The organism is Nocardiopsis sp. YSL2 (genome assembly GCF_030555055.1).
Classification (GTDB): Bacteria; Actinomycetota; Actinomycetes; order Streptosporangiales; family Streptosporangiaceae; genus Nocardiopsis.
On sequence record NZ_JAMOAO010000001.1, the window covers coordinates 146,183 to 159,816 of the forward strand.

Genomic DNA, 13,634 nt, shown 5'->3' on the forward strand with positions numbered 1-13,634 from the left:
ACCCAGAGAGAACGATAAGCAACGGACGGCGCACGGTGTGGCGATAGGGAGCCCGCTCCCACCGGCCCGGCGCACGGGGATCGTGGCGGGCCGCCGTACGGGCTCCCGGCGGACGTCTACTCGTAGGGGTCCGGGGGATTGTCGACGGCCACGCGCTCGGTGACCTCCACCTCGTGCTCGGAGACGTCCTCCAGTGCGCCCTCGGGTTCGACCCAGGTGCCCTGGACCGTCCACCAGCTGTCCGCCTCGGGGATGTCCCCGTCGTCGATGAACACCTTGTTGACCACGGCGTCGGCGGCGCAACACGCCATCTGCAGGCGGGCCAGGTACCAGCCCTCGCCATCGGGATCGGGCACGGCGAAGCCGGTCAGCTCGACCTCGCGGCCGGCCAGGTGCCGGTCCTCGTCGATCCAGGCGCGCATGATGAACGCCTGGATGTCCATCGCCACGACCTCACCCGGCCCGGCCTCCTCCAGGCCGTCGTCGAAGCGCCCGGCACGAGCGGTGTCCCGGGGCGGCGCCGCCGAATCGGCACTGGTCTGCACCGTGTAGGCGCCCAGCGCGGGCGGCGCGACGACGAAGACCGCCAGGACCGGAAGCAACAGCATCCACGCGATGCCGGGAGCGCGCGAGTGGTCGTGCCCGTGGCCGCCGCCGTGTCCGTACCGCTCGGCCACGGCGGCGGCGTCGTCCGCCTCCGGCCCGGCCACCGCGGCCGTACGCGCGGCTTCGGGCTCCGCCTCGTCCCGCTCCGCCTCGCCCTCACCGCGCAGTTCGGCGGTGACGACGAGCGCCCCGAGCACGACCATGACCACGCCCGCGCCGACGAGGAAGGGCCCGAAGCCCGGCTTGACCCAGTTCAGGTACAGGTCCGTGGGGATCGTGCTGGTCAGCGCCGCTGCACCGAGCAGGACGAGGGTCAGACCCTGACCGATGCGGTTCACAACAGAATCCTTCCGAACAGGAACGTACTGAGCAGGCCGACGACCACGCACAGCGGAGCGAAGCGCAGGGCGAAGCGCCAGCCGAACATGCCCGCCTGCATCGCGATGAGCTTGAGGTCCACCATGGGACCGATCACCATGAACGCGAGCTTGGCCGTGGGAGAGAAGTCGGTGAGGCTGACCGCCACGAAGGCGTCGGCCTCGGAGCAGATGGACAGCAGGATGGCGAGCAGGGCCAGGACGAGCACGGAGACGATCGGCATCCCGGCCACGGTCACCAGCCACTCGCGCGGCACCATCACGTTGAGGCTGGCGGCGGCGAGTCCGCCGACCACCAGGTAGCCGCCCGCGTGCATCATGTCGTGCACCATCGAGTCGCGGAAGACGACCCACGTGGACGTGCCCGGCGCGTGCTCGCTCGAGGGCAGGCGCAACCAGTCGGCACGACCGAAGCGGACCCAGATCCAACCGATGGCCACCGAGGCCAGCAGCGAGGCGCCGAACCGCCCGAACACCATCTCGGGCTGGCCGGCGAAGGCCACCGCGGTGGCGATCATGACGACCGGGTTGATGGCGGGCGCCGCCAGCAGGAAGGTGAGCGCCGCGCCGGGCGCGACCCCCCGTCTCATCAGGCTGCCGGCGATGGGCACCGAGGCGCACTCGCAGCCGGGCAGCACCGCTCCGGACAGTCCGGCCACGGGGACGGCCCGGTTCGCCCTGTCGGGGAAGAAGCGCTCGTAGACCGACGCGGGCACGAACGCGGTCAGCGCTGCCGAGAGCGCGACGCCGAACACCAGGAAGGGCAGGGCCTGGAAGCTGATCGCGGTGAAGATCGTCGCCCAGGCCAGGAAGGCCTCGCTGGTGAGGGAGTCGGACAGCCAGGCGTGGGCCAGGGCCATGGCCGTGATGAACAGGGCGAACAGCCAGACCGTGCCGGTCCTGCGCGAAGTGCGGCGGCGCCCCCAGTCCGAGGGCGGCAGGTCCTCGTCGCGGTTCCAGCCCTCGGCGAGGGAGTCGCCGAGTGACGCCTGCGTCGTCGGGTCGGCACCTGGCGTAGTCCGTTCAGGCACGTGGGTACTCCGAGGTGTGGGGTGGGATCTCCACGCATGGTAGCCGAAACCGTTTTCGGCCGGGGCCGTACGGCCGACTCCTGTGGACGAGCGCGGTCCGCGTCAGCCGGGGTAGCCCGTACGAGCACCACGCCCACCAGCACCGCGAAGGCGGCACCGGTGGGGCGGCCGTGCCGTGCTCAGCGCTCCCCGGCACCGCCGTCGCCGGAGCCGTCGCCCTCGGCGCGGTCCTCGGGTCCCCGTGCGTGCCGGGAGGACTCCGCCGGGTCGGCCGGGGCACTCCCCTCGCTGCGGTCCACGTCCTCGGGCAGCGCCCCAGTGGGCGCCCCCCAGCACTCGACGTTGCGCAGGTCGGGCATCTTGGACAGGGTGAACTGGGGGTCGAGCCCGTTGCGGTACTGGCGGCTGTAGTCGGCCAGCAGGCGGAAGGCCACCGCGGACAGCGGCGCGATCGCCACCAGGTTGATCGTGGCCATCACGCCCATCGCCACGTCCGCCAGGCTCCAGACGACCGTGAGCGGCGCGATGCTGCCGATGAACACCGCCAGCAGGACGGCCCAGCGGAAGTAGGTCATGTACCGGGCGTCGGCGGCGAGGAACATCATGTTGGACTCGCCGTAGTAGTAGTTCCCCAGGACCGACGTGAAGGCGAGCAGGAAGAGGATGACGGTCAGCGCGTGGATCGACCAGTCACCCAGGCTGCCCTGCAACGCGTTCTGGGTGACCTGGACGCCGCCGCCCGTCTCGTACTCGGGCTCGCCGACCAGGACGATGAACGCCGTCACCGAGCACACCAGAAGGGTGTCGAAGTACACGCCCAGGCACTGGACCAGCCCCTGCTTGGCCGGATGCGAGACCGAGGCGGTGGCACCCGCGTTGGGCGCGGAGCCCAGCCCGGCCTCGTTGGAGAACATCCCGCGGCGCATGCCCTGCACGATGGCGACGCCCACGCCGCCGGAGACGAACTCGCGGACCCCGAAGGCCGAGGCGAAGATGTCGCCGATGACCCGGGGCACCTCGCCGATGTTGAGGACCACCACGGCCAGCCCGAGCAGGATGTAGGCGATGGCCATCAGTGGGACGAGTGTCTGGGCGACGTGGGCGATGCGCCGGACACCGCCGAAGATCACCAGCGCCACCATCGCGGTCAGGACGACTCCGACCGCCGCCGCCAGCGCGAGTCCTCCGCCGAGGCCGAGCGCGTCCGCGGACGTGCCCACCGCCCCGGAGATGCTGTTGGCCTGGACCGAGTTGAACACCAGGGAGAACGTCACGGTGATGACGACGGCGAACAGGGCGCCCATCCACCGCTGTCCCAGCCCGTGGAGCATGTAGTAGGCGGGGCCGCCCCGGAAGCCCGTCGTGGTGCGCACCTTGTACAGCTGGGCCAGGGTGGACTCGACGAACGCCGCCGACCCCAGGACCGTCGCCATGAGCCACATCCAGAAGATCGCCCCGGGGCCGCCGAGGACGATCGCGGTGGCCACGCCCACGATGTTGCCGGTGCCCACGCGGGAGGCGGCCGAGATCGCGAAGGCCTGGAACGAGGAGATCTCCCGCTTGCCGTCGGGGGCCACACCCGGGGCTCCGCGGATGACGCGGAACATCTCCGGCAGCAGGCGAATCTGCACCACGCCCGACCGGATGGTGAAGTAGACGGCCAGGATGATCAGGAGCGGGATGAGGAAGTAGCTCCAGAAGAAGTCGTTCACGGCGACGATGGCGTCGTTGAGGACGTTCACGCGTTCCCCTTCAAGGCGACGAGGTCACCCCTGCGCTGATGAGGGGCCGTCTCGTCACTGTCCACGCCCTCTCGGGAAGAGCGCCGCCCGGACACGCGAAGAGCCGGTAAAGGGAGGTAAAGGACGTTTCGTGCGGGCTGGGCCGTGAACGGAGCCCGCGGAACGTGCTCCACAGGTCATCCGAACCGCACACATGTCGGCGGGTCGCCGTGTGGGGGTCTCCACTATGGCCAGCCGAATGTGATCTGCCTAACGTTCGGCACATGGAACCGAACACCTCCCCTGCCCCCGCCCCCGAACAGCCGCGGACGCCGTTCGTGCGCGTGGTGACCGCCAGCCTGATCGGCACGACGATCGAGTGGTACGACTTCTTCCTGTACGGCGCCGCCGCGGCGCTCGTGTTCAACCACGTCTTCTTCCCGGAGTCCGACCCGTTGGTCGGCACGATGCTGGCGTTCACCACCTACTCCGTGGGGTTCGTCGCCCGGCCGCTCGGAGGGCTGGTCTTCGGCCACTTCGGGGACCGTGTCGGCCGCAAACGGCTCCTGGTGATCAGCCTGCTGATGATGGGCGGCGCGACCTTCGCGATCGGCCTGCTGCCCACCTACGCCGCGGTGGGCGTGGCCGCGCCGCTGTTGCTGACGCTCCTGCGCGTCGTCCAGGGCTTCGCGCTGGGCGGCGAGTGGGGCGGTGCCGTCCTGCTGGTCTCGGAGCACGGCAAGCCGGGCAACCGCGGGTTCTGGGCCTCCTGGCCGCAGGCGGGAGCGCCCGGCGGCAACCTGCTGGCCACCGCCGTCCTCGCCGTGCTGGCGGTCGTGATGACCGACGACGCCTTCCTCGACTGGGGTTGGCGGATCCCGTTCCTGCTCTCGGGCGTCCTGGTGCTGGTGGGACTCTGGATCCGCCTCGCCGTCACCGAGTCACCGGTCTTCCGGCAGGCCCGCGAGCGGGCCGAACAGGCCGCGCGGCCCGAGCGGGCGCCCATCGTCGGCGTACTGAGGGACCACTGGCGCGAGACCCTGGTCGCCATGGGCGTGCGCATGGCCGAGAACGTCTCCTACTACATCGTCACGGCGTTCATCCTGGTCTACGCCACCCAACAGGCGGGACTGCCCAGCGGGCAGGTCCTCAACGCCGTCCTGGTCGCCTCGGCCGTGCACCTGGTGACCATCCCCGCCTGGGGCGCGCTCTCGGACAGGATCGGCCGGCGTCCGGTGACCGCGCTGGGCGCGGCGGGCATCGCCGTGTGGGGCTTCGCCTTCTTCCCCCTCATCGACATCGGCGCCTTCTGGTCGGTGGCGCTCGCGGCCACCGTCGGCCTGATCCTGCACGGTGCCATGTACGGCCCGCAGGCGGCCTTCTTCTCCGAACTGTTCAGCACGCGGGTGCGCTACTCCGGCGCTTCCGTGGGCTACCAGCTGGCGTCCATCGTGGCGGGCGGCCTGGCCCCGCTGATCGCGACCGCGCTGCTGGCCACGTTCGGCACGGCGACGCCGGTCGCGCTCTACATGGCTGGGATGGCCGTGCTGACCCTGGTCGCCGTGGCGGTCGCCCGGGAGACACGGGGCCGGAACCTGAGCGAGGTCTCCGCCGTCGCCGAAGGGACTGTCCGAGAGTAGTGGGCAACCCCGGTAACAGCACTCGGGCCCGGCGAGGAATCGCCGGGCCCGAGTGTGTTGTTCAGTGGGCGGCCTGGGCCGCCCGGGGTGGGTCAGCGCTGCGGCGCCGAGTCGAAGCGGCTGCCGCCGCTCCGGTTGCCACCGCGGTAACCGCCGCCACCGCGGTTGTCACCGCCGCGGTAGCCGCCTCCGCCGCGGTAGCCGCCGCCACCGCCGCCGCGACGCTCACCGCGGTAGCCGCCCTCACCGCGGAAACCGCCCTCGCCGCCGCCTTCGCCGCGCTCACCGCGATAGCCGCCCTCACCGCGGTCGTTACGGGGACGGTCGCCGCGGTAGCCACCGCGGTACCCGCCACCGCCACCGCCGCCGCGGTAGCCGCCACCGCCGCCACCGCGGTACCCGCCCCGGCGGGGTCCGCCGCGGCCGCGGCGCTCGCGCACCGGCTCCGGAGGCTCGATCCACGGCTCCCAGGACGGCTCCTTGGCTCCGGTCACCTCGGAGAGGAGCTCGTCACCCGGGTTGACCAGGTGCTGCTTGGCGTCGACCCCGGCGTCGCTGAGCAGACGGCGGGCCATGCGGCGCTGGTTGGGCGCCACCAGGGAGACGACCGTGCCCGCCAGACCGGCGCGTGCGGTACGGCCGCCGCGGTGCAGGTAGTCCTTGTGCCCGGTCGGCAGGTCGATGTTGACCACCATGTCGATGCCGTCGACGTGGATGCCGCGAGCGGCGACGTCGGTGGCGACCAGGGCCTGGATCTTGCCTTCCTTGAACTTGGCGAGGGTGCGCGTACGCACGCTCTGCGTCTTGCCGCCGTGCAGCGAGGCGCAGGGCACGCCGGCCTGGATCAGCTGCTCGCTGATCGTGTCGGCCCGGTACTTGCTGCGCACGAACAGGATCGTGCGGCCCTCGCGCGCGGCGATGAGGGTCACGATCTTGTTCTTGTCGCGGGGCAGCACCTTGAGCAGGTGGTGCTCCATGGCGGTGACCTGCGAGACCGGCGGGTCCACGGAGTGGGTCTGCGGGTCGTTCATGTACCGGCGCACCAGCTTGTCGACGTCGCCGTCGAGGGTGGCCGAGAACAGCAGGGTCTGACCGCCGGGCGTCACCTGGTCGAGGAGCTCGCTGACCTGCGGCATGAAGCCCATGTCGCACATCTGGTCGGCCTCGTCCAGCACCGAGATCTCCACGTCGCCCAGGTCGCAGGCGCCCTGCTCGATCAGGTCGGTGAGACGGCCCGGGGTGGCGACGAGGACGTCGACACCGCGGCGCAGTTCGTTGATCTGGCGGGTGTAGGAGCTTCCTCCGACGACGTCGCCGACGCGGACGCCGAGGACGCGGGAGTACTGGCGCAGGGCGTCGCGCACCTGGTGCGCGAGCTCGCGGGTGGGCACCAGGATCAGGGCCCGGGGACGGTTCGCCGAGGCGCGGCGCTCGGAGCAGCGCATCAGGACCGGCAAACCGAAGGCCAGGGTCTTGCCGGATCCGGTACGGCCGCAGCCGAGGACGTCGCGGCCCTCGATGGCGTCCGGGATCGTGGCTGCCTGGATCGGGAACGGGGTGGTCACACCGTTCTTCGCCAGCTCGTCGACGATGTCCTGGGGAAGCCCGAGGCTGTCGAAAGCAGGCATTACGGCAGTGTCCGTCAAGTGACGTGTACCTTCCTCATCGTTTGGCGGCGTTTCGAGGAAGGCTCCACACGGCCACGGAGGACCCAGCGAAGAAATCACACAAACGCGCCTGATCACACGCGGATGCGGCCCCTACGTAAGTGGGGCTTGTGCACTCCTTGGGTTCAAGAGTGGCGTCGACGGGGTCGACACGTTCTCCGCGTCTTGTGCGGCCCGGCGCGCTCGGATGCGCGCGGCATTCATCGACCGCTTGGTGAAGCGTACTAGAGATCGCTCCGGATCGGGGACGGGATGGGTGTTTTTCACCGGTGATACGGGTCTCCCCCACCCCGCCCCTCGCGTGTCGCCGCGCCGGTCAGCCCTGCTCTGCGGCCATGCCGGCGGCCAGTGCGGTGAGCCTGCCGATCTGGGCGCGGCGTTCGGCGGCGATCTGCTCCTCGAGCGTGTTGTCCGGTGCCTGCCAGAGCAGCGCCTTGGTGGCCGTGGCCGCGTCGCGGTCGGTGGCGAGCACGGCGGCGACCGCGTCGTCCACCGCGCCGGGCAGCTCGTCGGCGGGAACCACGAGCTCGGCCAGTCCGAGGTCGCGGGCCTCCTCCGCGCCCACCCGGCGGGCGGTCAGGCAGATCTCGACGGCGCGGTGGACGCCGACGATGTCCACCAGGGGCTTGGTCCCGGTGAGGTCGGGGACCAGGCCGAGCGCGGGCTCCTTCATGCAGAACTTGGCGTCGTCGGCCAGGATCCGCAGGTCACAGGAGAGCGCGAGCTGGAAGCCGGCGCCGATGGCGTGCCCGCGCACGGCGGCGATCGTCACCAGGTCGGGACGGCGCAGCCACAAAAACCCCTCCTGGAGTTCGGCGATGTAGCCCTCCAGGTCGGCCTCGTCCGCCGAACCGTCGGCGAGGCCGGCGACGATCGAGCGCTCGCCGTCCACGCCCTCGGGCGTGAACATGTTGAGGTCGATCCCGGCGGAGAAGATGTCACCCTCACCGGTGATCACCACGATTCGGACATCAGCGGGCAGGGTCTGGCCGATGTGGGCCAGCGTGGTCCAGGTCCGCCCGGTCATCGCGTTGCGCCGCTCGGGGCGGCTGATGGTGATCCGCGCGACCTGCCCCTCCACCGCGAGCCGGAGCCCGGCGCGGGTGAGTTCGTCCTCGGTGGGCGGCGTACCGGACGCGTTCGACGCCTGTGCCATGTCTTCCTCCGTCGTGTTCGGTGTCACTCCAGAGATTACTCGCCGGTAACTCCGATGGCCCATCCGCCACGGCCCCAAGCGCTACGCGGGGGCGGGCCGCCACCCTCAACGGACGGCCTCCGGCCGCAGCTACGCCCACCCGTCGCCCACCACCGCTCGGGGGCGCTCCGCGCAGAGCGAGCCACCCTCAACGGACGGCCTCCGGCCGCAACTAGGCCCGGCGGGTGGCGCCGCCGCGTCCGCGCAGCTCCGCGCCCGCCTCACTGAGCAGCCGGTGGACGAAGCCGTAGGACCGGCCGGTGGCGTCGGCCAGCACGCGGATGCTCTCCCCCGCGTCGTAGCGCCGCTTGAGCTGGGCCGCGAGCTCGGCCCGGTCCTCGCCCGACACCCGGATGCCCTTCTTCACTCCGTTGCCCACTGGGCCCTCCTCGCCTTCGGTCACTGTTGTCCGGAACAGTCACATGATCCGGCATCCTCTCCGCGGTCCGCCACACCCGACGGGCGCGGCACGCGGTTCGGCTTCCAGAGACCGGTTTCGGCAGGGCACAAACCCCGACCACAATGAAGGGGAGTGAACCTCCCGGCGGGCCGGGCGTCCACTCCCCCTGCGGAGTCGCCGGGTCAGGCCAGCGCGATGAGGTCCTCGAACTCGGCGTTCCACACGTCCTCGACACCGTCGGGCAGCATGATGACCCGCTCTGGCTGAAGCGCGGCGACCGCGCCCTCGTCGTGTGTCACCAGCACGATGGCGCCCTTGTAGTTGCGCAGCGCCGCCAGGATCTCCTCGCGGCTGGCCGGGTCCAGGTTGTTGGTGGGCTCGTCCAGGAGCAGCACGTTCGCGCTGGAGACGACCAGGGTGGCCAGGGCCAGCCGGGTCTTCTCGCCGCCGGAGAGCACCCCGGCCGGCTTCTCGACGTCGTCGCCGGTGAACAGGAACGAGCCGAGCGTGCGCCGCGCCTCGACCTCGGGCAGGTCCGGCGCCGCGCTCATCATGTTCTCCAGGACCGTGCGGGACACGTCCAGGGTCTCGTGCTCCTGGGCGTAGTAGCCGAGCTTGAGCCCGTGACCGGGCACGACACGCCCTGTGTCCGGTTTCTCGACCTCACCGAGCAGGCGCAGCAGCGTGGTCTTGCCCGCGCCGTTGAGCCCGAGGATGACCACGCGGCTGCCCCGGTCGATGGCCAGGTCCACCCCCGCGAAGATCTCCAGGGAGCCGTAGGACTTCGACAGGCCCTCCGCCATCAGCGGGGTGCGCCCGCTCGGCGCCGGGTCGGGGAAGCGCAGCTTGGCCACCTTGTCGGACTTGCGCACGCCCTGCACGCCGTCCAGCAGCTTGTCGGCTCGGTTGAGCATCTGCTGGGCGGCCCGCGCCTTGGAGGCCTTGGCCCGGAACCGGTCCGCCTGCTTGCGCAGGGTGTCGGCCTGCTTCTCTGCGTTGGCGAGCTCGCGGCGCCGCCGCCGCTCGTCGGCCTCGCGCTGGGTCAGGTACTGCTTCCAGCCCATGTTGTAGATGTCGATGGCGCTGCGGTTGGCATCGAGGTAGAACACCTTGTTCACCACGTGCTCGACCAGTTCCACGTCGTGGCTGATCACGATGAGCCCGCCCTGGTGCGACTTGAGGAAGTCGCGCAGCCAGACGATGGAGTCGGCGTCCAGGTGGTTGGTCGGCTCGTCCAGCAGCAGTGTGTCGGCACCGCTGAACAGGATGCGCGCCAGCTCGATCCGGCGGCGCTGGCCACCGGAGAGGGTGCTCAGCGGCTGGGAGAGCACGTTGTCGGGCAGGCCCAGGCTGGAGGCGATGGCCGCGGCCTCGGACTCGGCGGCGTAGCCGCCCAGCACGTGCAGCCGCTCCTCCCAGCGCGCGTAGGCACGCACACCCTTGTTGCGGGTCTTCTCGTGGTCGCTGGCCATCTTCTTCTCGGCCTCGCGCAGGCCGTTCAGGGCCTCGTCGATGCCGCGCGCCGAGAGCACCCGGTCCTTGGCGATGATGTCGAGGTCGCCGGTCCGCGGGTCCTGGGGGAGGTAGCCGATGGTCCCCGAGGAGGTGACGGTGCCGTCGGTGGGTATGCCCTCGCCGGCCAGCACCTTGGTCATCGTGGTCTTGCCCGCGCCGTTGCGGCCGACCAGACCGATCCGGTCACCGGCGGCGACCCGGAAGGAGGTCGGCTCCAGCAGGAGCCGAGGTCCCACGCGCAGTTCGAGGTCGGTGGCGATCAGCATGACAGGGGCTTCCTAGAGGTGGAGTGCGGGTGTGGTCGCGGCGACGGCGCCCGCACGCGGACGAGTAGGAGGTCCGGTGGGAGCGGGAGGGGTGTCGGGCGGCCGACCGACCCAGCCTAACGGCACGGGGCGCGGTCCGGCCAAGCGTATTCGCGCCGGAGAACGCGGCGCCCGCCTCCCGGAGCAACGGAAGGCGGGCGCCGGTCATTCCCGGAAGGGCGGAGGGCCTCAGTCCTCCTCGGCCGCGTTCTCCCCCTCGGCACGGCGCGCGGCTGGCGGCGGCGGGGCCGTCTCCTCCGGCTCCCCCTGGCCGCGGGCGGGCTCCGCGTGGTGCGCGGGCGGGCGGTTGCGCAGCAGTGCGGCGAGCACAGCCGCGATGGGGGTGGCCAGGAACAGGCCGGGGATGCCGCCGACGATGCCACCGATGGTCAGGGCGATCAGGACCACCGCCGAGGGCAGTTCGAGGGCCTGGCCGTAGATGCGCGGCGCGAAGACGTTGCTCTCCAACTGCTGGACGACCACCACCACGGCCACCACGATCACGGCCACGCCCCACCCCTCGGTCACGAAAGCGACCAGCGCGGCGAGGAGACCGGTGAGGAACGCACCGATGATGGGCAGGAAGGCGCCGACGAAGGTGAGCACGATCAGGGGGATCGCCAGGTTGGTGTCGATGAGGATCACCAGGGCGATGCCGATGCCCACGGCGTCGAAGAGGCCGACCATGGCCACGCCGCGCACGTAGCGGCCCATGACCCCGTAGGAGACGTTGCCCGCGTGGATCAGGCCCGGGCGGGACCGGGGCGGCAGCAGCGTGGCGATCCAGTCCATGAGCTTGTCGCCCGAGTGCACGAAGTACACGGTGAGGGCGATGATGAGGACGATGCCGAGCAGCACCCGGAACACGGCGGTCGTCGCGGTCCACGCGCCGCCGAGGAGCTGGTCGGTGTTCTCCGTGATCAGGCTCTGGGCCTGGGCCCACGCGCTGTTGATCGCGTCGGTGATGAGGGCGGGGTCGAGCCCGAAGGGCACGTCCAGGTTCTGCAGTTCGACGACAGCGTCGGTGACGCTGTCGACCAGGGGCCCGAATCCGCTGACGGCCGGTCCCACGATCATCGTGATGACCCCGCTGAAGACCAGCAGTCCGACGAGGACGGTGATCGCCGTCGACGGCCCTCGGCCGAACCCGCGCCGGGCCACCGGGTTGGGTCGGCGCAGCCAGTTGGCCAGCGGCATCAGCAGTGCGGTGAGGAAGACCGCGATGATCACCGGCAGGGTGACCACCGAGAGGTAGGTCAGGGCGTAGACCAGCAGGCCCGCCACCACACCGATGATGAGCATCCGCCAGGCCACGTCGCTGATGCTGCGCAGCAGGTCGCCTGCGCCCACGTCGTCACGTTCCTGGGAGGCGGCCTGAGCGGGTTCCGCCTCGGGGCGCGCGTAGTCCTCCGCCAGTTCCTCGGCCCGCGCCGCGAGGCGCTCGGCCCGGGCTCTGCGAGCGGCGATCCACTTGTTCAGGAGCGCCCACACTCCCGGCCGCTGGGCTTGCACATGGACTCCATTCTCTGGGGTGGCGTGGGAGACCTTCGGGTCGCGACGGATGTGGCGACCACCGGGTAGGGAGATCCCCGAACGCTACACCTGGTTCTGCCGTTGTCGCGGAGGGATGGACGCTAGAACTGCCAGGGCTCGCGCGTGTGTCCGGTGCGCACGATCTCGTTGCCGAAGGGCGCCAGCGCCACGGGGATCATCTTCAGGGACGCCCAGGCCATGGGAATGCCGATGATCGTGACCGCCAGGCCGATGGCGGTGGTGATGTGGCCGAGCGTCAGCCACCATCCGGCGACGATCAGCCAGATGACGTTGAGGACCGTGCTGCCGCTGCCGGCGCCCGGCTTGCGGACCATGTCGCGGCCGAAGGGCCAGAGCGCGTAGCTCGCCATGCGGAAGGAGGCGATACCGAAAGGAATGGTGACGATGAGGATGCAGCAGATGATTCCGGCGACGACATAGCCGACCGCCAGCCAGAATCCGGCCACGATCAGCCAGATGACGTTGAGGACGAGCCGCAGGAGGGCCACGGTGATCCGACTCCTTGTTCCGGTGCGGGGGTGCGGCCGCGCACGGGCCGCACTCGTGTTCTACCGTCTGTGACGCCCGTGCACCATGACCTGTTGGGCCCGGCGACCCTGGTCGTTCCCCTAGGGGGCGGTGGCGTCCCTGCCCACACGCGGGTCGGCAGCCGTGGGGCACGGGGAGGGCGCACTCGGGGGCGGGGCGTGTCGGAAGGGCGCGTCGGGGTGCGTCGGAGGGCGCGGGGGTCCGCCGTCACTCAGGGCTGTCACTGCACAGGGTGAGGACATACGGTCACACCCAATCTCGGAACTCTGCGTAGACCGCAATGTGACCCGGACATCAGGAGAACCCCCTAGGCAGGAGGGTCTTCGCACCATACGATGTGCTGTGTCCTTCACAAGGCACCAGATCTTGGGATTTGCGACAAACTCGGGCAAACGACCGAAGACCAGTCAGCGACATCAGGTTTCGGTAACGGTTGGGCGAGTAATTTCCCTACCCCCCGTGCATGAGCGGGAGTAGGGATGGCATGATTACGTACCGGCTCGGACGGAGGCCGTCACCGCCTCCGCCGCCGTTCGTGTGAGAGCACTCCGATACAAGCGGTCAGCGCCACCGCGGGGTCTCGTGCTTCTCGTGGTCTCAGCCACACCGGGGAACATCGCCACCACCGCGCGGCGTTTGCGTCGTGCGGAGTGACTCACGCCGCATGACCAACTTTTGGTGACTGAAGCTTTTTCCGACAGCTTACTAGTGATTTCAGTAGAGGTGGTTCAAGCATGTCTCAGGTACGTCGGCAGGCCGCGCTGCGCCCCCGCCCGAGCTGGGGGTGGCAGGATGCCGCCGCGTGCCGGGGCGAGGACCTTGTGCTCTTCTTCGGCCCGGACGGCGAACGCCAGCCGGAGCGGGAGATTCGTGAGCGCAAGGCCAAGGAGATCTGTGCTGCCTGCCCGGTCCGCACCGACTGCCTGGACTACGCGATCTCGCGTCCGGAGAAATACGGCACGTGGGGCGGTCTGAACGAGGACGAGCGCGCTTCGGAGCGTCGTCGCCGTATGCGCCGCGCCAACGCCGCCTGACCCAGCGAGGCTCCCGAGTCCGGCACGGCTGATCTCCCCCGGTGGCCCCGGCCCCCGTCAT

Annotated in this window: 11 protein-coding genes; 2 read left to right on the forward strand and 9 right to left on the reverse strand. The window is 70.5% G+C overall.

The features are described 5' to 3' along the window. Nucleotides 1-116 precede the first annotated feature (116 nt). The 3 genes from M1P99_RS00610 to M1P99_RS00620 form a co-directional block, all read right to left on the reverse strand. Nucleotides 117-944 (reverse strand): TIGR03943 family protein, encoded by an 828-nt coding sequence (locus M1P99_RS00610; RefSeq protein WP_304450737.1) that lies wholly within the window; start codon nucleotides 942-944, stop codon nucleotides 117-119. Next, a complete protein-coding gene (locus tag M1P99_RS00615; protein WP_304450738.1) occupies nucleotides 941-2,014 on the reverse strand; it encodes a permease in 1,074 nt (357 codons plus the stop codon). The genes M1P99_RS00610 and M1P99_RS00615 overlap by 4 nt, the downstream gene beginning before the upstream one ends. 179 nt (nucleotides 2,015-2,193) lie before the next feature. Further along, the gene (locus M1P99_RS00620; RefSeq protein ID WP_304450739.1) at nucleotides 2,194-3,756 is read right to left on the reverse strand and encodes a sodium:alanine symporter family protein; all 1,563 of its coding nucleotides are present in this window, start codon (nucleotides 3,754-3,756) and stop codon (nucleotides 2,194-2,196) included. 263 nt (nucleotides 3,757-4,019) lie between these two features. Between M1P99_RS00620 and M1P99_RS00625 the strand changes: the two genes are divergently transcribed. Beyond that, nucleotides 4,020-5,375: an MFS transporter gene (locus tag M1P99_RS00625; protein ID WP_304450740.1), complete on the forward strand. Its 1,356-nt coding sequence runs from the start codon at nucleotides 4,020-4,022 to the stop codon at nucleotides 5,373-5,375. A gap of 92 nt (nucleotides 5,376-5,467) precedes the next feature. Here the strand turns inward: M1P99_RS00625 and M1P99_RS00630 are convergent, their stop codons facing one another. From M1P99_RS00630 to M1P99_RS00655, 6 genes are all read right to left on the reverse strand, one after another. Further along, nucleotides 5,468-7,003: a DEAD/DEAH box helicase gene (locus M1P99_RS00630; RefSeq protein ID WP_304450741.1), complete on the reverse strand. Its 1,536-nt coding sequence runs from the start codon at nucleotides 7,001-7,003 to the stop codon at nucleotides 5,468-5,470. Nucleotides 7,004-7,358: 355 nt separating this feature from the next. After that, entirely contained in the window at nucleotides 7,359-8,198 is an 840-nt protein-coding gene (locus M1P99_RS00635) for an enoyl-CoA hydratase/isomerase family protein (protein ID WP_304450742.1), read from the reverse strand. A gap of 211 nt (nucleotides 8,199-8,409) precedes the next feature. After that, complete coding sequence (locus tag M1P99_RS00640) at nucleotides 8,410-8,616, reverse strand: helix-turn-helix domain-containing protein (protein WP_304450743.1); 207 nt, start codon at nucleotides 8,614-8,616, stop codon at nucleotides 8,410-8,412. Between the two features lie 203 nt (nucleotides 8,617-8,819). Further along, complete coding sequence (locus M1P99_RS00645) at nucleotides 8,820-10,418, reverse strand: ABC-F family ATP-binding cassette domain-containing protein (protein ID WP_304450744.1); 1,599 nt, start codon at nucleotides 10,416-10,418, stop codon at nucleotides 8,820-8,822. A gap of 228 nt (nucleotides 10,419-10,646) precedes the next feature. Beyond that, nucleotides 10,647-11,969, reverse strand: a complete 1,323-nt coding sequence (locus M1P99_RS00650) for an AI-2E family transporter (RefSeq protein ID WP_304450745.1) — start codon at nucleotides 11,967-11,969, stop codon at nucleotides 10,647-10,649. Nucleotides 11,970-12,091: 122 nt separating this feature from the next. Next, nucleotides 12,092-12,499, reverse strand: a complete 408-nt coding sequence (locus M1P99_RS00655) for a YccF domain-containing protein (protein WP_304450746.1) — start codon at nucleotides 12,497-12,499, stop codon at nucleotides 12,092-12,094. A gap of 774 nt (nucleotides 12,500-13,273) precedes the next feature. Between M1P99_RS00655 and M1P99_RS00660 the strand changes: the two genes are divergently transcribed. Beyond that, a complete protein-coding gene (locus tag M1P99_RS00660) occupies nucleotides 13,274-13,573 on the forward strand; it encodes a WhiB family transcriptional regulator (protein WP_017588640.1) in 300 nt (99 codons plus the stop codon). Nucleotides 13,574-13,634 lie beyond the last annotated feature (61 nt).